The sequence below is a fragment of the Variovorax sp. AC194 genome, from assembly GCF_979257995.1.
Genome location: NZ_OZ409823.1, coordinates 5,342,621 through 5,360,020 on the forward strand (window position 1 = coordinate 5,342,621; position 17,400 = coordinate 5,360,020).

19 protein-coding genes are annotated in these 17,400 nt (G+C 65.7%); 3 read left to right on the plus strand and 16 right to left on the minus strand.

Going from position 1 to position 17,400, the window contains the following annotated elements; genetic code table 11:
* Window positions 1-4: 4 nt before the first annotated feature.
* The 14 genes from lepA to ACZYRS_RS25480 form a co-directional block, all read right to left on the minus strand.
* Window positions 5-1,816 carry a translation elongation factor 4 gene (lepA, locus tag ACZYRS_RS25415; protein ID WP_198785680.1) on the minus strand — a complete coding sequence of 604 codons (1,812 nt, stop codon included), beginning with the start codon at window positions 1,814-1,816 and terminating at the stop codon, window positions 5-7.
* Between the two features lie 522 nt (window positions 1,817-2,338).
* On the minus strand, window positions 2,339-3,823 hold the full coding sequence (locus tag ACZYRS_RS25420) for a DegQ family serine endoprotease (protein WP_463421451.1): 1,485 nt from the start codon (window positions 3,821-3,823) through the stop codon (window positions 2,339-2,341).
* A gap of 99 nt (window positions 3,824-3,922) precedes the next feature.
* The gene (locus ACZYRS_RS25425) at window positions 3,923-4,993 is read right to left on the minus strand and encodes a MucB/RseB C-terminal domain-containing protein (protein WP_463421452.1); all 1,071 of its coding nucleotides are present in this window, start codon (window positions 4,991-4,993) and stop codon (window positions 3,923-3,925) included.
* 23 nt (window positions 4,994-5,016) lie between these two features.
* A complete protein-coding gene (locus ACZYRS_RS25430) occupies window positions 5,017-5,682 on the minus strand; it encodes a sigma-E factor negative regulatory protein (protein ID WP_463421453.1) in 666 nt (221 codons plus the stop codon).
* A 17-nt stretch (window positions 5,683-5,699) separates the two neighbouring features.
* A complete protein-coding gene (gene rpoE / locus ACZYRS_RS25435) occupies window positions 5,700-6,398 on the minus strand; it encodes an RNA polymerase sigma factor RpoE (RefSeq protein WP_198785684.1) in 699 nt (232 codons plus the stop codon).
* A gap of 10 nt (window positions 6,399-6,408) precedes the next feature.
* A complete protein-coding gene (locus ACZYRS_RS25440; protein ID WP_198785685.1) occupies window positions 6,409-6,891 on the minus strand; it encodes a hypothetical protein in 483 nt (160 codons plus the stop codon).
* 13 nt (window positions 6,892-6,904) lie between these two features.
* On the minus strand, window positions 6,905-8,149 hold the full coding sequence (gene fabF / locus ACZYRS_RS25445) for a beta-ketoacyl-ACP synthase II (RefSeq protein ID WP_198785686.1): 1,245 nt from the start codon (window positions 8,147-8,149) through the stop codon (window positions 6,905-6,907).
* A 96-nt stretch (window positions 8,150-8,245) separates the two neighbouring features.
* Window positions 8,246-8,485 carry an acyl carrier protein gene (gene acpP / locus ACZYRS_RS25450; RefSeq protein ID WP_007830471.1) on the minus strand — a complete coding sequence of 80 codons (240 nt, stop codon included), beginning with the start codon at window positions 8,483-8,485 and terminating at the stop codon, window positions 8,246-8,248.
* A 98-nt stretch (window positions 8,486-8,583) separates the two neighbouring features.
* Window positions 8,584-9,327, minus strand: a complete 744-nt coding sequence (gene fabG, locus ACZYRS_RS25455) for a 3-oxoacyl-ACP reductase FabG (protein WP_042578113.1) — start codon at window positions 9,325-9,327, stop codon at window positions 8,584-8,586.
* 27 nt (window positions 9,328-9,354) lie between these two features.
* Window positions 9,355-10,308: an ACP S-malonyltransferase gene (gene fabD, locus ACZYRS_RS25460; RefSeq protein WP_463421454.1), complete on the minus strand. Its 954-nt coding sequence runs from the start codon at window positions 10,306-10,308 to the stop codon at window positions 9,355-9,357.
* A gap of 48 nt (window positions 10,309-10,356) precedes the next feature.
* A complete protein-coding gene (locus ACZYRS_RS25465; protein ID WP_198785689.1) occupies window positions 10,357-11,334 on the minus strand; it encodes a beta-ketoacyl-ACP synthase III in 978 nt (325 codons plus the stop codon).
* The gene (gene plsX, locus ACZYRS_RS25470; protein ID WP_198785690.1) at window positions 11,334-12,431 is read right to left on the minus strand and encodes a phosphate acyltransferase PlsX; all 1,098 of its coding nucleotides are present in this window, start codon (window positions 12,429-12,431) and stop codon (window positions 11,334-11,336) included. Before plsX ends, ACZYRS_RS25465 begins: the two co-directional genes overlap by 1 nt.
* 61 nt (window positions 12,432-12,492) lie before the next feature.
* Window positions 12,493-12,675 (minus strand): 50S ribosomal protein L32, encoded by a 183-nt coding sequence (rpmF, locus tag ACZYRS_RS25475; protein WP_007830466.1) that lies wholly within the window; start codon window positions 12,673-12,675, stop codon window positions 12,493-12,495.
* A 155-nt stretch (window positions 12,676-12,830) separates the two neighbouring features.
* Window positions 12,831-13,388, minus strand: a complete 558-nt coding sequence (locus ACZYRS_RS25480; protein WP_463421455.1) for a YceD family protein — start codon at window positions 13,386-13,388, stop codon at window positions 12,831-12,833.
* An 83-nt stretch (window positions 13,389-13,471) separates the two neighbouring features.
* Between ACZYRS_RS25480 and ACZYRS_RS25485 the strand changes: the two genes are divergently transcribed.
* The 3 genes from ACZYRS_RS25485 to ACZYRS_RS25495 are packed head-to-tail and all read left to right on the plus strand — an operon-like array spanning window position 13,472 to window position 15,965.
* Window positions 13,472-14,053 (plus strand): Maf family protein, encoded by a 582-nt coding sequence (locus ACZYRS_RS25485; protein WP_463421456.1) that lies wholly within the window; start codon window positions 13,472-13,474, stop codon window positions 14,051-14,053.
* Complete coding sequence (locus tag ACZYRS_RS25490; RefSeq protein WP_463421457.1) at window positions 14,050-14,811, plus strand: SAM-dependent methyltransferase; 762 nt, start codon at window positions 14,050-14,052, stop codon at window positions 14,809-14,811. The genes ACZYRS_RS25485 and ACZYRS_RS25490 overlap by 4 nt, the downstream gene beginning before the upstream one ends.
* 2 nt (window positions 14,812-14,813) lie before the next feature.
* Entirely contained in the window at window positions 14,814-15,965 is a 1,152-nt protein-coding gene (locus tag ACZYRS_RS25495) for an MFS transporter (protein ID WP_463421458.1), read from the plus strand.
* 12 nt (window positions 15,966-15,977) lie between these two features.
* Here ACZYRS_RS25495 and ACZYRS_RS25500 read toward each other — a convergent pair whose 3' ends face one another.
* Both ACZYRS_RS25500 and ACZYRS_RS25505 read right to left on the minus strand, forming a co-directional pair.
* A complete protein-coding gene (locus ACZYRS_RS25500; RefSeq protein ID WP_198785695.1) occupies window positions 15,978-17,021 on the minus strand; it encodes a S49 family peptidase in 1,044 nt (347 codons plus the stop codon).
* Window positions 17,022-17,024: 3 nt separating this feature from the next.
* The gene (locus ACZYRS_RS25505; RefSeq protein WP_198785696.1) at window positions 17,025-17,393 is read right to left on the minus strand and encodes a Rieske (2Fe-2S) protein; all 369 of its coding nucleotides are present in this window, start codon (window positions 17,391-17,393) and stop codon (window positions 17,025-17,027) included.
* Window positions 17,394-17,400 lie beyond the last annotated feature (7 nt).

The window sequence follows — 17,400 nt, forward strand, 5'->3', positions numbered from 1 at the left end:
TTGATCAGTCTTCGACTTGCAGAATCGCGAGGAAGGCCTCTTGCGGGACCTCGACGGAACCGATCTGCTTCATTCTTTTCTTGCCCGCTTTCTGCTTCTCGAGCAGCTTCTTCTTGCGGGTGATGTCGCCGCCGTAGCACTTGGCCAGCACGTTCTTTCGGAGGGCCTTGATTGTCTCACGCGCAATGATGTTGACCCCGATGGCCGCCTGGATGGCCACGTCGAACATCTGGCGCGAAATGATCTCGCGCATCTTGGAGACCACCGCCCGGCCGCGGTACTGCGACTGGGTGCGGTGCACGATGATGGACAGCGCATCGACCTTCTCGCCGTTCAGGAGGATGTCGACCTTGACCACGTCGGACGCGCGGTACTCCTTGAACTCGTAGTCCATGGAGGCGTAGCCGCGGCTCACCGACTTCAGCTTGTCGAAGAAGTCCAGCACGATTTCGCCGAGCGGCATCTCGTAGGTCAGCATGACCTGGCGGCCGTGGTAGGCCATGTTCATCTGCACGCCGCGCTTCTGGTTGGCCAGCGTCATGACGGCGCCGACGTATTCCTGCGGCATGTAGAGATGCACGGTGACGATCGGCTCGCGGATCTCGCTCATCTTGCCGACGTCGGGCATCTTGGACGGGTTCTCCACCATGATGACTTCGCCGTCGTTGCGCACCACCTGGTAGACCACGCTCGGCGCGGTCGTGATCAGGTCCTGGTCGAACTCGCGCTCCAGGCGTTCCTGCACGATCTCCATGTGCAGGAGGCCGAGGAAACCGCAGCGGAAGCCGAAGCCCAGCGCCTGGCTCACCTCGGGCTCGTAGCGCAGCGATGAATCGTTGAGCTTGAGTTTTTCGAGCGCGTCGCGCAGCGAGTCGTACTCGCTGGCTTCGGTCGGGTAGAGACCGGCGAACACCTGCGGCTGGATTTCCTTGAAGCCCGGCAGCGCCTCGGTGGCCGTTGCGGCCGCGCCGCCCGTGCCCGCCTTGATCAGCGTGACGGTGTCGCCGACCTTGGCGGCCTGCAGCTCCTTGATGCCCGCGATGATGAAGCCCACCTCGCCCGCCTCGAGCGAAGCGCGCGCCTCGGTCGCCGGCGTGAAGACGCCGATGTTGTCGGCGTTGTACATGGCGCCGGACGCCATCATCTTGATGCGCTCGCCCTTCACCAGCCGGCCATCGACCACACGCACCAGCATGACGACGCCGACGTATGCGTCGAACCAGCTGTCGACGATCATCGCGCGCAGCGGGCCGTCGGGATTGCCGCGCGGCGCCGGCATCTTGTGCACGATGGCTTCGAGGATCTCGTCGATGCCGAGGCCCGTCTTGGCGGAACACGGAATCGCATCGGTCGCGTCGATGCCGATCACGTCTTCGATTTCGGTGCGCGCGTTGTCGGGATCGGCGTTCGGCAAATCCATCTTGTTGAGCACCGGCACCACTTCGACGCCGAGGTCGAGCGCCGTGTAGCAGTTGGCCACCGTCTGCGCTTCGACGCCTTGCGATGCGTCGACGACGAGCAGCGCACCTTCGCATGCCGACAGCGAGCGACTCACTTCATACGAGAAGTCGACGTGGCCCGGCGTGTCGATCAGATTGAGGTTGTAGACCTGTCCATCGAGTGCCTTGTAGTGCAGCGCGGCGGTCTGCGCCTTGATGGTTATCCCACGCTCTTTTTCGATGTCCATCGAGTCGAGCACCTGCGCTTCCATCTCGCGTTCTGCGAGTCCGCCGCAACGCTGGATCAAACGGTCTGCGAGCGTCGACTTGCCGTGATCGATGTGCGCAATGATCGAAAAATTTCTGATGTGATTCATCAACGGGAACGCTTAAGTACTTGAATTGGCTCGTGCCCAGCTGTGAGCGGGCAAGAAAAAAGGGCGCGTCTTCTGGAGACGCGCCCTGAACCAACAAGCAATGGCAACTGCAGTAGTTGGAACTTCATTGTAGGCAAAAAGGGAGGCACGTACATCCGGGAACAGGGTCCAAAGGGCTCGTTGCGGGTCCACAACATCAAAGATATAAACAGGTTATCAACAGGATCGGTGGAGCAGTCTATGAACAACTTGTGGGCGATCTGTGGAGCACCGGTGGACTGCTGTCTGACATCTCGCATCGTGAAGGACATTGCACTCCTTATGCGCTGACCGGCCGCCGCGAGTGCCCTATTCTACCAAAAACCGTCCTTAGCCTTCAAATAAGTTAGTGTTCGCCAACAAATCCAGGCGATTTTGCGGCCCCAGATTTTTTTAGAGCCCGGCGCCCGAACGTCGTAAACACCTCAAAAAAACGGCCCCAAACCCGACTGCCGGGTGGGGCCACTTGACGGCGGCGCCAGTTCAGCGTGCGGGACGGATCAAGGCGTACTGGGCCCATTCCCCACGGCGGAACAGCACGCTGAGCGCCTTGCCCTTGTCGGCCTTGGCGATCGCGGCCTCGAATTCCCTGACGCTCGCGACTTCGATGTTGCCGATCGACAGGATCACGTCCCCTTCGCGCAGGCCCGCCTTCGCAGCGGCATCGCTCGCTGCATCGATGCGCACGCCGCGCACCTTCAGTTCCTTCTTCTGGGCATCGGTCAGGTCGCTGACCGCCAGGCCGAGCGATTTGCCTGCAGCCGAAGGCTTGGGTTGCGGCTCTTCGCGCTCAGGCTGGCGTTTGGACGGCTTGGCTTCCGGATCGCCCTCGGCAACGGTGATCGAGAGTTCGCGCGAACTGCCGTTGCGGAACACGGTCAGCGTGCTCTTGACTCCGGGCTTGGTGCTGGCCACCGAGCGCGAAAGATCGCTCGGCGTATCGATGACCTTGTCGCCGTACTTGGTGACGATGTCGCCCTCGCGCACGCCGGCCTTGTCGGCGGCCGAACCCGGCACCACGCTGCTCACAAGAGCGCCTCGCGCCTTGCCCAGGCCGATGGACTCGGCCACGTCCTTGGAGACCGAGCCGATGGCAACGCCGATCAGCCCGCGCGAGACGCGGCCGGTCGCGCGCAGCTGGTCGCTGACGCGAATCGCTTCGTCGATCGGGATCGAGAACGAAATGCCCATGTAGCCGCCCGAGCGCGAATAGATCTGGCTGTTGATGCCGACCACTTCGCCGCGCAGGTTGATGAGCGGACCGCCCGAGTTGCCCGGATTGATCGCAACGTCGGTCTGGATCAGGGGCACCAGCTCGCCGGTGTCGCGCTGCTTTGCGCTCACGATGCCGGCGGTCACGGTGTTCTCCAGGCCGAAGGGCGAGCCGATGGCCATCACCCATTCGCCGACGCGCAGCTTCGAGATGTCGCCGATCTTCACCACCGGCAGGCTCGTTGCCTCGATCTTGACGACGGCGACGTCGCTGCGCTTGTCCGCGCCGATCAGCTTGGCCTTGAATTCGCGCTTGTCGGTCAGCGTGACGATGATTTCAGACGCATCCTCGATCACGTGGGCATTGGTCATGACGTAGCCGTCGGCCGTCAGGATGAAGCCCGAGCCCACGCCGCGCGGACGCTCTTCTTCCTGGGGCTGCTGCGGTCGGTTCGGGCGCGGACCCGGGCGCGGATTGCCCGGTGCGGGTTGCCCGAAGAAGCGGCGGAAGAATTCCTGCATCTCTTCGTCCATTTCCCCGCCGCCACTGCCGCCTCCGCGCGCGGAGACTTTCTCGATGGTGCGGATCCCGACGACCGCGGGGCCTACCTGCTCCACGAGATCGGCGAAATCGGGCAATCCGCGCGTCTGTGCAATGACCGGGGTGGCCGGCAGGAAACCCACGGCCGCCGTGCAGGCCAGGCCGAATGCGAAGAGATAGGAACGGAGCTTGTGTCCCTCGACTTTGAACATCATCGGTTTTCTTTCAGAAGAAGGGAGAGAGAGCGGCGAAAACAACAAGGGCTATGAGTCGGCGTCAACGGCTTGGTTCAGCGCAATCCGCGCCAAGGGCAATCAGCGTGTGCGGGCGAGGCTCTGGGCAAAGGCGTTGAGCGTCTGCTGCGGCACCTCGCCCACCGCAGTCAGCCACCAGTCGCTCGCGGGCTCGGGCAGTCGCCGGCGGATCGCGTTGGTGGCGCCGATGGTCAGCACGCCGTCGCGCGGCGCACGCGCGGCGTCGTAGCGTTCGATGAAAAGCGACACCGAGGCCAGGCCGTCGGAGAAAGTCCATTGGACCGTCGTCGCATCCGGCTTGGCCTTGTCGCCACCGGTTGTCGGGCGGCGGAAGAAGCTTCGGGGCTTGAAGCCGGCCACGGGCGCGTTGAGCGTCCAGCCTTCGTCCTGCGCTGTGGTGCGCTCGAGCTCCAGCTTTTCGATGCGATAGCCCGTGGTGTTGGTCATCATCTGCGCAAGCGCCTGCGCCTTCACCGGCGCGTCGAGCTGCAGCTCGGAGAAAGCCGACTGCTCCACCACCCGCGCTTCGCTGTCGATGGTCTGCAGCTTTACCACCAGGCCCGAGCGGCGCTCGCTCCAGATGCGGTAGCCGAAGCGCAAGCCGTCGTGCGGCACGAGCTGCACCACGTCGGCGTCGAAGCCGGCCACGCGGTCCTTGCCGATCGCGCGCACGTCGTAGAAATCGCCGATCGACGAATCGGTCTTGTCCGGCAGGTTGGGAAAGAGATCGAGGTTCTCGCGCTTCTCGACCTTCACGACCTTTGCCTCGGGCAGGAAGGTCATGACATTGCGATTGCGCCGGAAGGTCGAGCGCGGCGGCCCCGAGAGGGCCTCGATGCGTTCGATCTGGTGATCGCCGTCGCGCACATGCCAGATGCGCGCGCTCGACAGGTCGCCGCCCGGCGCCGACACCACGAAGGTGCCCACGTAGTTGCGTTGCCGCGCGCCGGTGTGCATGCGCTGCAGCCAGTCGGCCACGCTCATCGCCGGCGGCTCGTCCGTCTGCGCCGGAGCCGCACCCTTGACGATCGCCGGGCCGGCGCGGTTTTGTGCGGTGGCAACCTGCATGAAGCAGAAGGCTGCAAACACAAGCACGAACGCGCGTGCGGAGATCGGCATCTGAACGGTCATTGCGGGCAGTTACGGACGCGCGGTCAGCGCGTAGGTCCCTCGAAGGTGGCGTTGCGCAGGAAACCGGAAGGCATTTGCGAAGCGCCGCCAGCCTGCTGGTGCGCTTCGAGCAATTGATCCAGGCGCGGATCGCGCAGCATGACTTGCGGATTGCCGTTGCCCACCATCACGCGCGTGGGCGTCAGGGTGGTGCTGGCCGGTTGCTGGCTGTTGACGGCCGCTGCCGCCAGGACCGAATTCACCGCGGGCTGTTGCTGGGCTGCGATCTGCGCGCCGGCCTGCGAGCTGGCCGTGCCGTTGCCGATCAGCGTCCAGCTGATGGCGGCGACGGCGACCATCGACGCGGCGCCTGCCACCAGCTTCCAGCGGAAGACCGGCTCGTTGGCCGCATCGGCCCTGCGCTGGACCTGGACCGCGGCCGGTGCGGCCACCGGCTGCAGCGCGGGCATCGCGATCACCGGCTCCGCGGCGAGCCGCTGCTGGAAACGCGCGAGGAACGCCGAGCTGTCGCTGCACGCCGAATGGGAGCCCGAACGCAACACGTCGCCCACCACATGGTAGGTGTGCCAGGCTGCGCGCGAATCGCCCTCGGTGCAGACGGCTTCGATCGCCGCTGCGAACGCCTCGCCCTGCAAATGACCATCCGCAAGTGCGGACACCTGTTCCCGAACCGTCATCGTCTGATTCATTTCATTCACCTGCTTACTTACCAACGCTTGCCGGACTGGTTGTCCAGAAGCGGTTTGACCCTGGCCGAAATGGCTTCGCGCGCCCGGAAAATACGTGAGCGCACCGTGCCGATAGGGCAATCCATGACCTCGGCAATCTCTTCGTAACTCATCCCCTCGATCTCGCGCAGCGTGACCGCCTGGCGCAGCTCGGCTGGGAGCGCTTCCATGGCTGCCTCGACGGCGCTGGCGATTTCATTCGCCGCCATGACCGATTCGGGGGTTTCGTCGCTGATTGGTTCGTTTCCGGGACGGTAAGTTTCATCGTCGTCATCAGAAGACGGCCGCAGCGCGCTTTCGGAGATGGTCGGATCGCGCTTCATGTCCACCAGGGCCTTCTTGGCGGTGTTGACCGCGATCCGGTAAAGCCAGGTGTAGAACTGCGCCTCGCCGCGGAACTGATGCAGCGCGCGGTAGGCGCGAATGAAGGTTTCCTGGGCGATGTCCTCGACCAGGTCGACGTCGCGCACCATGCGGCCGATCAGGCGTTCGATGCGGCGCTGGTACTTGATGACCAGGAGCTCGAAGGCCTTCTGGTCGCCCGCGACCGTGCGCTGGACCAGCTGGAAATCGACCTCGCCCGGGCGCGGCGCTTCGGCCGACGCGTCGGGCGACGCACCGCTCGACACATCGGTCAGGCCGGAGTCCGGCGGCACAGGCGGGGGAGAAGTTGTCATCGACGGGGTTTCAGGGCGCGTCGGCGGGTGCCGTCGCGCGCCACGGATCGCCTGCGGGCTCGGCGGCCGGCGCACGCGCATAGGCCGCCCGGCGAACATCGCGCCAGCGCTCGGGCATGGTCCGCTGCTCGAGCCAGATCCAGCGCGCGGCGCGGCCCGACTCCGAGAGCCTGACCAGCATCAGCGACTGGAAATCGAGCGCGACCGTGGCCCGCGCCGCATGAACGCCACGGGTCGGATCGGCCCCCGTCAGGGACCAGTGAAGCCCGTCGAAATGCAGCGTGGCAGCGCCATCGCGCCGCAAGCCGAAGCCCGCAGCCACGCCGGAGAAGACGACGCTGAGAACCAGCAGCAGCTGGCGCCATCCAGCGCTATCGAAGAGATAGCAGGATGCGCCGGCGCAGCAGGCGCCCAGGGTCCAGAGAACGACAAGAATCCGGGTCGCGCCGCGTGAGCGCCCCACCGGATAGGTCACCGACGGCGCGCTGTGCATGGGAGAGCAATGCTCAAGCGCGCTTGAACACCAGCGTGCCGTTGGTGCCGCCGAAGCCGAAGTTGTTCTTGACCGCGACATCGATCTTCAGATCGCGCGCCTCGTTGGCGCAGTAGTCGAGATCGCACTCCGGATCCTGGTTGAAGATGTTGATGGTCGGCGGGCTCTTCTGCTCGTGCAGTGCCAGCACCGTGAACACCGATTCGATGCCGCCCGCGCCGCCCAGCAAGTGGCCGGTCATGGACTTGGTCGAATTCACGACAAGCTTCTTGGCGTGATCGCCGAAGGCAAGCTTGACCGCGTTGGTCTCGTTCAGGTCGCCGATCTGCGTCGAGGTGCCGTGCGCGTTCAGGTACTGCACCTGGTCGGCGTTGACGCCCGCATTGGCCAACGCCAGCGACATCGAGCGGCGGGGGCCGTCCACGTCGGGCGCGGTCATGTGGTACGCGTCGCCGGTCAGGCCGAAGCCCGCGACTTCCGCGTAGATCTTGGCGCCGCGGGCCTTGGCGTGTTCGTACTCCTCGAGCACCAGCACGCCGGCGCCCTCGCCCAGCACGAAGCCGTCGCGGTCCTTGTCCCACGGGCGCGAGGCCGTGGCGGGATCGTCGTTGCGTGTGCTCAGCGCGCGAGGCGCGGTGAAGCCGCCGATGCCGAGCGGGGAAATGGTCGACTCGGCACCGCCCGCGATCATGACGTCGGCATCGCCGTACTCGATCATGCGTGCCGACGTGCCGATGGCATGCAGGCCCGTGGTGCAGGCGGTCACGACGGCGATGTTCGGGCCCTTGAAGCCGTACTTGATCGACACGTGACCCGAGATCATGTTGATGATCGACGCCGGCACGAAGAACGGCGAAATGCGGCGTGGGCCGCGGCTCGCGTATTCGCCATGCGTCTGTTCGATCATCGGCAGACCGCCGATGCCCGAGCCGATGTTGCAGCCGATGCGCACGGCCTCTTCATAGGACAGCGCTTCGCCGGTCGGCAGTCCGCTGTCCTGCACCGCCTGGATGGCGGCGGCAAGCCCCAGATGAATGAAGCGGTCCATGTGACGCGCTTCCTTCTCCGAGATGTATTGGGTGATGTCGAAACCCTTCACCTCACCGGCGAACTTGCAGGCGAAGGCGCTTGCATCGAACGCGGTGATGTTCGCAATGCCCGACTTCCCGGCCAACAGGTTGGCCCAGGATTCGGTTGCGGTGTTTCCGACAGGAGCGATGCAACCGAGTCCGGTCACGACGACGCGGCGTTTGGTCATGCCGGCAAACCTTTCTGGAAGCGCTGAACAGTTGTTGGTCGGCGCGTGCGGTTCAGTAAAAAGCCGCCGGCCGCAATCGCAGTGTCAGCTGGCCAATCAGGCCTTTTGATTCTTGGTGGCGTAGTCGACGGCGTTTTGCACCGTGGTGATCTTCTCGGCATCTTCATCGGGGATCTCAATGCCGAACTCGTCTTCGAGTGCCATCACGAGTTCGACCGTGTCGAGCGAGTCAGCGCCGAGGTCGGCCACGAAAGCCTTTTCGTTCGTCACTTGAGACTCTTCCACGCCGAGTTGCTCGGCGATGATTTTCTTGACACGTGCTTCGATATCGCTCATTTGGTTCCCTCTGAGGGTTGTAGGTAATCGGTGGATTTTAGCCGGGCGGATTGTGGCATTTGCCTCACCCCCGGTACGGGAAAGATTGCGCCTTGCGGCTACATGTGCATGCCGCCATTCACATGCAACTCCTGCCCGGTCACGTAGGACGCCTGGGGCGATGCCAGGTACGCCACCGCATGCGCGATGTCGGCCGGCTTGCCCAGGTGACCCAGCGGGATCTGTTGCAGGAGTGCTTGTTGCTGCGCCTCGGGCAGGCTCGCTGTCATGTCGGTTTCGATGAAGCCCGGCGCGACGCAGTTGACGGTGATGTTGCGGCTGCCCAGTTCGCGGGCCAGCGCGCGGGTCATGCCCGCGACGCCGGCCTTGGCGGCCGCGTAGTTGGCCTGGCCGGCGTTGCCGGAGGCGCCCACCACGCTGGTGATGCTGATGATGCGGCCGTAGCGCTGCTTCATCATCGGGCGGATCACCGCGCGCGAGAGGCGGAACACGGCCTTGAGGTTGGTGTCGAGCACCGCGTCCCAGTCGTCGTCCTTCATGCGCATGGCGAGCGTGTCGCGCGTGATGCCGGCGTTGTTGACCAGCACGTGGATCGCGCCGTAGGCCTGGACGATCTCGTCGATCAGCGCCTCGACGGCGCCAGCGTCATTCACATTGAGCGCACGGCCACGGCCATCGAACGCACTCAGGGCCGAAGTGATCTTGGCCGCGCTGTCTTCGGTGGTGCCGGTGCCCACGACCTTCAGGCCGCGCTGCGCCAGCTCGAGCGCAATCGCTGCGCCGATGCCGCGCGAAGCGCCGGTGACCAGGGCGACTTGCCCTTCGAATTTGGGAATGCTCATATAAAAAGTATCGGGGCCCTGCGCCGTTCAGCCGGCGAGCGATTGTCGGGTGTCCGCAAGCGTCGCCGGGTCGTACACCGACGCGGCTTCGAGATCGGGGGCGATGCGCTTGACCATGCCGGCCAGCACCTTGCCGGGCCCGCACTCGATGATGGCGGCTACACCGCGCAGTTTCAAGGCCTGCACGCTCTCGACCCAGCGCACCGGGCCGGCCGCCTGGCGCACCAGGGCGTCGCGGATGCGGTCCGGGTCGGTCTCGACGGCCACGTCGATGTTGTTCAGCACCGGAATCTGCGGCGCGGCGAGCGTGAGGGTGGCGAGCTTTTCGCGCAGCGCCTCGGCGGCGGGCTTCATAAGGCTCGAATGGAAAGGCGCCGAAACGGGCAGCAGCAGCGCGCGCTTGGCGCCATTTGCTTTCAGCAGTTCGCAGGCCTTGTCGACCGCAGCCTTGCTCCCTGCGATCACGGTCTGCGCGGGATCGTTGAAATTCACGGCTTCGACGATTTCTGCGCTGCCTGCGCCGAAGGAGGCCGTCGCTTCCGCGCAGCCTGCCACGACCTTGCCGGACTCCATGCCCAGCACGGCAGCCATGGCGCCGACACCGACAGGCACGGCCTGCTGCATGGCCTGCGCACGGAAACGCACCAGCGGCGCGGCTTGCGCCAGCGTCAGCACGCCGGAAGCCACCAGCGCCGAATACTCGCCCAGCGAATGACCGGCCACGACGGAAGGCGTTGCGCCGCCTTCGGACAGCCAGGCGCGCCAGGCCGCGACACCGGCGACCAGCATCACGGGCTGCGTGTTGGTGGTGAGCGCCAGATCTTCCTTCGGGCCGTTCTTGATCAGCGCGCCGACGTCTTCGCCCAGCGCATCAGAGGCTTCGCGCAGCGTCTCGGCCACGGCCGGATGGTCACCCCAGGCGTCGAGCATGCCGACCGCCTGCGAGCCCTGACCCGGAAAAACAAAAGCAAAGGATTTCATTGTTCTATGCGTCATATCGCATCGCAGCCCGAAAAGGACCGCAACACGCTACAGATTCAATAGCACGGCGCCCCAGGTGAAACCACCGCCCACGCCTTCGAGCATGAGGGTTTCGCCCTTTTTCACCTTGCCGGAGCGCACCGCTTCGTCGAGCGCCAGCGGAATCGACGCAGCCGAGGTGTTGCCGTGCTCGTTGACCGTGACGATCAGCTTCTCGCGCGGCAGTTTCAGCTTCCTGGCCGTGCCTTCCATGATGCGGATGTTGGCCTGGTGCGGAATCAGCCAGTCGATGTCCGCCTCGGTCTTTCCGGCCTTGGCCAGCGCCGTGCGCGCCGCCTCTTCGAGCACCCGGACCGCCAGCTTGAACACGGCCTGGCCATCCATGTGCAGCAGCGGCGTGCCCAGCACGTTGCCGCCGGACACGTGGCCCGGCACGCACAGGATGCCGACGTGCTTGCCGTCCGCATGCAGGTCGCTCGACAGGATGCCGGGCTCGTCGCTGGCCTCGAGCACCACGGCGCCCGCGCCGTCGCCGAACAGCACGCAGGTGGTGCGATCGTTGAAATCGAGGATGCGGGAGAACACTTCGGCGCCGATCACCAGTGCGCAGCGCGCGCTGCCGGTGCGGATCATCGCGTCGGCCACGGTCAGCGCGTAGACGAAGCCGCTGCAGACCGCCTGGACGTCGAACGCCGGGCAGCCGGCGATGCCCAGCTTGTTCTGAAGAATGGCGGCCGACGACGGGAACACCATGTCGGGTGTCGAGGTCGCGACGATGATCAGGTCGACGTCGCTGGCCTTGCGGCCCGCCGCTTCGAGTGCGTGCTTCGCTGCCTCGAGACCGAGATCGCTGCTGCCGACATCCGGCGCGGCAAAGTGACGCGCGTGGATGCCGGTGCGCTCGACGATCCATTGATCGGAGGTTTCGATGCCGCGCGACGCCAGTTCCTTGGCGAGATCGTCATTGGTCACGCGGCGTGGGGGCAGATAGCTGCCGGTGCCGGTGATGCGTGAAAAAGGGGTCATCAAACGTGAAGGGCCGTCGCGTCGACCGGCACCGCCGGTTCCTGCCGCGCGAGCAAAGGCGCGGCGTGGGCGATGCGGGCCCGCACGCGATCGAGCAGGTTGTTGCGAGCGGCATCATAAGCGCGATCCAGCGCATGTCCGAAAGCCACTTCGTCGGCCGAGCCATGGCTCTTGAAAACCAGGCCGCGAAGACCCAATAAGGCGGCCCCGTTGTACCGACGGTGATCCAGACGGCTTTTGAACGCTTTTAGAACCGGGTAAGCAACAATTGCCGCGATCTTCGTAAAAATGCTTCGCGAAAATTCGACGCGAATGAACTCGCCAATCATCGAGGCCACGCCTTCGCTGGCCTTCAACGCGACATTTCCGACGAAACCGTCACAGACGACGATGTCGGTCGTGCCCTTGAAAATGTCATTGCCTTCGACGTTGCCGTAGAAGTTCAGATCTTTGGAGTTGGCGGCCGTACGCAGCAGTTGGCTTGCTTTTTTGATTGTTTCGCTGCCCTTAATGGCTTCTTCACCGATATTGAGCAAGCCGACCGACGGCGCCTCATTGCCGGTCAACGCAGAAACCAGCGCTGAGCCCAGCACGGCAAACTGAAGCAGGTCCTCCGCATCGCAATCGACATTCGCACCCAGATCAAGCACGGTGGTCGCGCCACCTTTCGCGTTCGGGAGCTGCGGGGCGATCGCGGGACGATCGATGCCGTCGAGTGTCTTGAGCAGGTAGCGCGCGATCGCCATCAAGGCGCCGGTGTTGCCAGCGGAGATGGCCGCCTGGGCAGCACCATCCTTGACCTGCTGGATCGCGACGCGCATCGAAGAATCCTTCTTCTTGCGCAGCGCGATTTCAATGGGATCGTCCATGCCCACCACTTCGCTGGCAGCAACGATGCGGGCGCGTGGATGTGCGGCGAACCCCGCCAGTGCGGCCGGCGCACCGACCAGCAGCAACGAGGCCTCGCTGTGCCGCTCGAGAAACGCGCGGCAGGCCGCAAGCGTGACGCGCGGCCCATGGTCGCCTCCCATGCAATCCACGGCGAGCGTGATTGCGGAAGGCGCAGCGGTAGATTCGGGAGAAAAAGACGTAGCCATCAAAACAAAGGCCCGACGCTACAGGGAAAGTAGCTTCGGGCCTTGGCCTTGGGATGCGAGATCAGGCTTCAGACTTGTTCTTGAGCACCTGACGGCCACGGTAGAAACCGTTCGGGCTGATGTGGTGGCGCAGGTGCGTTTCGCCAGTGGTCGGCTCCACGGCGATGCCGGGCACGACCAGTGCGTTGTGTGAACGGTGCATGCCGCGCTTGGAAGGCGACTTCTTGTTTTGCTGGACGGCCATGATGGCTCCTGGACTGTTAGGTGAGTGACTGGATGCGCTCTCAAGCGGTGGCGATACAAAAAAGTGAATGGCATGTATGGAATGCCCTTGTCTGTATCGCTGCTCACGGCGGTGCGCGCGAAGCCCATGATTATAGCCTAGGCGCCGGGAAAGGGCTACTTGCCCTCTTTCGGCTTGCGCGAACGCAACGCTCCGAGCACCGCGAACGGGTTCGGCTTGGCTTCCTCGGCCGCCTGGAAATCATCGTCGCTGGACGACAGGCGAACCGGCTCGGGGCAAACATCGTGGACGGGCATGACGGGAATTTCCATCAACAGCTCGTCCTCGATCAGGGTGTGCAGGTCGAAATCCCGGCTGATGACCAGGAGATCCTCGTCGGATTCCTCGTCTTCGGACTCCGCCGTGGCCTCGTCGGCGACGAAACGGAACCAGCGGTCCACCACAAGCTCCGTGTCGACGGGCGCCAGGCAGCGCTGGCAGGTCAGCGGAACGATCGCCTCGGCTTCCAGGTGCAGCCAGGGCTCGGCCTTGCCGTCGGCGCCCGGGCGCTCCTCGCCGGTGGCTTCCCAGTTGACGACCGCATCGGCGGCCGGATCCGCCAGTTCGGCGACAAGGCGCGCGTAGTTCGGGACGGGGTCGGCGGCATTCAGGGTGGCGGCTGCGGCGGCAAAGCCGGCCACGTCGAGCCGTTCGGGGGCAAATTCTCTCTTCATCCGCGCCAGTCTAGCGCGCCGGCCGCCTCGCCGGCATGGAGCGCGCCAGAAGGTTCTTGCGCGGCTCACGCACAATCGTCCCCATGCAACGCCCCGTGATCCTCGCCTCGACCTCGCGCTACCGCCGCGAACTGATGAACCGCCTGCGCCTGCCCTTCGATGTGCACGCCCCGGAAGTCGATGAGACCGCACTGGACGGCGAAACGCCCCGCACGCTGGCCGAACGCCTCGCGCTGGAAAAGGCCAACGCCGTCGCCGCCCGCTTTCCCGATGCGGTGGTCATCGGCTCCGACCAGGTGGCCGACCTCGCGGGCGAAGCGCTCGGCAAGCCCGGCGACCACGCCCGCGCCACCGCCCAATTGCGCCGGATGCGTGGCCAGACGCTGATCTTCCAGACCGCCGTCGCCGTCGTCTGCCATGCGACGGGCTTCGTCCAGCGCGACCTGGCGCCCGTGCGCGTCGTGTTCCGCGAACTCAGCGACGCCGCCATCGAGCGCTACCTGCAGGCCGAGCAGCCCTACGACTGCGCCGGCAGCGCCAAGAGCGAAGGCCTCGGCATCGCCCTCCTGAACGCCATCGACAGCGACGATCCGACCGCGCTGGTCGGCCTTCCGCTGATCCGCACCTGCCAGATGCTGCGTGCCGCGGGGGTCGAACTCCTGTGACCCACGGCAAGCTCTACCTCGTTCCCGCGCCGCTCGATTTCGGCTGCGACGTCCAGGCTCCGCTGCAGGACGCGCTGCCGCTCGGCACCCTGCAGGTGGCGGCCGGCATCACGCACTGGATCTGCGAGAACGCGAAATCCGCCCGCGCCTACCTCAAGCGCATCGACGCGGTCACGCCGCTGGCCGCCCCGCTGCAAGCGCAGGTCATCCAGGAATTGCCGCGCGAAGTGCACAAGAAAGGCGATCACGCCGGCCAGTTCGACGCCAGGCCGCTGCTGGCCGCCGCGCTGGAGGGCCACGACATCGGCCTGCTGAGCGAAGCCGGCATGCCGGCGGTGGCCGACCCCGGCTCCTCGGTGGCGCGCGCCGCGCACGACCTGGGGATCACCGTGGTGCCGCTGACCGGGCCCGTATCTTTATTGCTGGCCCTGGCCGCCAGCGGCCTGAACGGCCAGAACTTCGCCTTCGTCGGCTATCTGCCGCAGGACGCGAGCGAGCGCCAGACCCGCATCCGCGAACTCGAGGCGATCGCCCTCAAGACCGGCCAGACGCAGCTGTTCATCGAAACGCCCTACCGCAACCCCGCCCTGTTGCAGGCCCTGGTTCAAACGATGCACCAGAACACCCGCCTTGCCGTCGCGCGCGGCCTGACCCTCGCGACATCCCACGTGCGCAGCGAGACCGTGAAATCCTGGCGCGCCAAGCCGCAGACCGCAACCGACGAACGCCTGCCCGCCGTGTTCGCGATCGGGCGCTGACGATGGTGGTGGTGACCGCCGGCACGCGCTGGGCTTCGCGCGCGCAGTTCTTTGCTTCCGGCTTCATCTTCGCGACCTGGGGCGTGCACGTGCCCACGGTCAAGGCGCACTACGGCCTGGACGAAGCCCAGCTCGGACTGGCCCTGCTCGCCGCGGGCGCCGGCGCGATGTTCGGCCTCACCAGCGCGGGCCGCTGGATCGGCCGCCACGGCCCGCGCCGGATCGCCGGCCTTTGCGGCTGCATCTATGCGCTGCTGCTGGCCGGCCTGATCGCCATGCCGGGCTATTTCGCGCTGATGGGCCTTCTGGCGGCGTTCGGCCTCGTCACCAGCGTGTTCGACGTGGCCATCAACACCGAGGCGGCGCAGCTCGAATTGCACAGCGGCACGCCGCTGATGAGCGGCATGCACGGGATGTTCAGCCTTGGCGGCATGGCCGGTGCCGCGAGCGGCAGCGCAGTGCTTGCGGCGGGCATGGGCGCGCAGGCGCACTTGCTGCTGGTCGCGGCGGCGATGGTGCTGCTGGTTGCCGTGTCCTCGACACGCATGCTGCCCAAGGCCGCCACGGGCACCACGGCCGGCGCCGACCACAGCTTTCGCCTGCCCCGCGGCCCGCTCGCGGTGCTCGGCGTGCTGGCCGCGCTGGGCCTGATCGCCGAAGGCGCGATCTACGACTGGAGCGTTCTCTATATGCAGCAGGAGCTGGGCAGTCCGCAGAAGCAGGCGGCGTTGGCCTATGCGGCCTTCTCCGCGGCCATGGCGGCCGCGCGCTTCGGTGGGGATGCGATGCGGGCTCGCTTCACGCCGGTCGCCTTGCTGCGCGGAAGCGGTGTGCTGGCGGCGGCCGCCATGACACTGGTGCTGCTGACCGACCTCCCCTGGCTCGCGCTGGTCGGCTTCGCCGGCGTCGGTATCGGTTTTGCGAACGTGGTGCCGATCCTGTTCGGCGCCTCGGCCCGTGTGCCGGGCGTCGAGCCCGCGAGCGGCATCGCGTCGGTGTCGGCCGTGGCCTATCTGGGATTCATGGCCGGCCCCGCGGTGATCGGCCTGCTCGCGCGGGCCAGCTCGCTGACCGCCGCGCTCTATGTGGTGGTGATCTTCGCCGCCGCGCTGGCCGCCTCGGCCCGCTTCACGCGCAGCGAAGAAACGGCCTGAGGCCGGTCTGCCTCAGCGCAGCGCAGGCGTCGCCACCTGCAGCGAGCGCACCGAGGCTTCGCCCATCGCCGCGCCGAACTTCTTGGCCAGCTTCTCGGCCACGTTGTCGCGGCGGGTGTAGTCGATGACTTCTTCGGCCTTGATCACCTCGCGCGCCACGAAGTCGACGTTGCCCAGCTGGTCGGCCAGGCCGTATTCGACCGCCTGCTCGCCGCTCCAGAAGAGGCCGCTGAACAGGCCCGGGGTGTCGAGCTTCAGGCGATCGCCGCGGCCAGTCTTCACCACGTTGATGAACTGCGCGTGGATCTGGTTGAGCATCGTCTGGGCGTGCGCGCGCTGCGCGTCGCTCATCGGGCTGAACGGATCGAGGAAGCCCTTGTTCTCGCCGGCCGTGAGGAGGCGCCGCTCCACGCCGACCTTGTCCATGACGCCCGTGAAGCCGAAGCCGTCCATCAAGACGCCGATGCTGCCGACGATGCTGGCCTTGTCCACGAAGATCTTGTCGGCGCCGGCGGCGATGTAGTAGGCCGCCGAAGCGCAGGTTTCCTCGACCACTGCGTAGACCGGCTTCTTGTGCTTGGCCTTCAGGCGCTTGATCTCGTCGTTGATGATGCCGGCCTGCACGGGGCTGCCGCCCGGCGAGTTGATCAGCAGCACCACGCCCTTGGCGCCGTCATCCTCGAACGCCGTCTTCATGGCGGCCACGACGAACTCGGCGCTGGCGTCGCCGCCCGCTGCGATCTCGCCCTTGATCTCGACGACCGCCGTGTGGGCCGTGGTCTTGGCGGTGCTCGGCGTGCTGCGCGAGAGCGCGAACCATGCCAGGAAGATGAAGAAGGCGAGCCACGAAAGACGCACGAAGGTCTTCCAGCGGCGGGTGGACTTCTGCTCGCTCAGCGCGGCGAAGGCCAGCTTTTCAAGCGTTGCGCGCTCCCAGCCGGGGCGCTGTGTGGGGTCTTGAGCCATGTTCTTGGGGGTGTCTTGCGGGGGCGTGAGAGGAGCTACCGGCTCGAACGGATCGAAACCTTCAGGGTCCCTGCGAGTCGGGTCGGTCATGTGTCAGAAGGTGAGAGGTTGGAGGTTCCAGTCAGTATGCCAGTGCACCACGCCGTCGCGTTCGCTCAGGGCGATCTTCACGAGGCCGCCGCGGCAGGGGCCGCCCATGCATTCGCCGGTATCGGGTGAGTAGACCGCACCGTGGGTGGCGCACAGCAGCCACTGGCCCGTGTCATCGAAGAAGCGGTCGGGCTGGAAGTCCATTTCCATCGCCACGTGGCTGCACCGGTTGAGGTACGCGTGCGGCTGCCCCTCGAAGCGCACCGCGAACGCGCGGCAGGTTTCGCCGCCGTGGACCACGTCGAACGGCACCGCCCTGCCGCCTTCGACGAGGTCCGAGGCATTGCACAGCGGGATCTGCGCTTCGCTCATGACGAAA

Coding starts and splice junctions, on each gene's coding strand:
- lepA (WP_198785680.1), bottom strand. CDS start 1,816: ATGAATCACATCAGAAATTTTTCGATCATTGCGCACATCGATCACGGC.
- ACZYRS_RS25420 (WP_463421451.1), bottom strand. CDS start 3,823: ATGATGTTCAAAGTCGAGGGACACAAGCTCCGTTCCTATCTCTTCGCA.
- ACZYRS_RS25425 (WP_463421452.1), bottom strand. CDS start 4,993: ATGACCGTTCAGATGCCGATCTCCGCACGCGCGTTCGTGCTTGTGTTT.
- ACZYRS_RS25430 (WP_463421453.1), bottom strand. CDS start 5,682: ATGAATCAGACGATGACGGTTCGGGAACAGGTGTCCGCACTTGCGGAT.
- rpoE (WP_198785684.1), bottom strand. CDS start 6,398: ATGACAACTTCTCCCCCGCCTGTGCCGCCGGACTCCGGCCTGACCGAT.
- ACZYRS_RS25440 (WP_198785685.1), bottom strand. CDS start 6,891: ATGCACAGCGCGCCGTCGGTGACCTATCCGGTGGGGCGCTCACGCGGC.
- fabF (WP_198785686.1), bottom strand. CDS start 8,149: ATGACCAAACGCCGCGTCGTCGTGACCGGACTCGGTTGCATCGCTCCT.
- acpP (WP_007830471.1), bottom strand. CDS start 8,485: ATGAGCGATATCGAAGCACGTGTCAAGAAAATCATCGCCGAGCAACTC.
- fabG (WP_042578113.1), bottom strand. CDS start 9,327: ATGAGCATTCCCAAATTCGAAGGGCAAGTCGCCCTGGTCACCGGCGCT.
- fabD (WP_463421454.1), bottom strand. CDS start 10,308: ATGAAATCCTTTGCTTTTGTTTTTCCGGGTCAGGGCTCGCAGGCGGTC.
- ACZYRS_RS25465 (WP_198785689.1), bottom strand. CDS start 11,334: ATGACCCCTTTTTCACGCATCACCGGCACCGGCAGCTATCTGCCCCCA.
- plsX (WP_198785690.1), bottom strand. CDS start 12,431: ATGGCTACGTCTTTTTCTCCCGAATCTACCGCTGCGCCTTCCGCAATC.
- rpmF (WP_007830466.1), bottom strand. CDS start 12,675: ATGGCCGTCCAGCAAAACAAGAAGTCGCCTTCCAAGCGCGGCATGCAC.
- ACZYRS_RS25480 (WP_463421455.1), bottom strand. CDS start 13,388: ATGAAGAGAGAATTTGCCCCCGAACGGCTCGACGTGGCCGGCTTTGCC.
- ACZYRS_RS25485 (WP_463421456.1), top strand. CDS start 13,472: ATGCAACGCCCCGTGATCCTCGCCTCGACCTCGCGCTACCGCCGCGAA.
- ACZYRS_RS25495 (WP_463421458.1), top strand. CDS start 14,814: ATGGTGGTGGTGACCGCCGGCACGCGCTGGGCTTCGCGCGCGCAGTTC.
- ACZYRS_RS25500 (WP_198785695.1), bottom strand. CDS start 17,021: ATGACCGACCCGACTCGCAGGGACCCTGAAGGTTTCGATCCGTTCGAG.
- ACZYRS_RS25505 (WP_198785696.1), bottom strand. CDS start 17,393: ATGAGCGAAGCGCAGATCCCGCTGTGCAATGCCTCGGACCTCGTCGAA.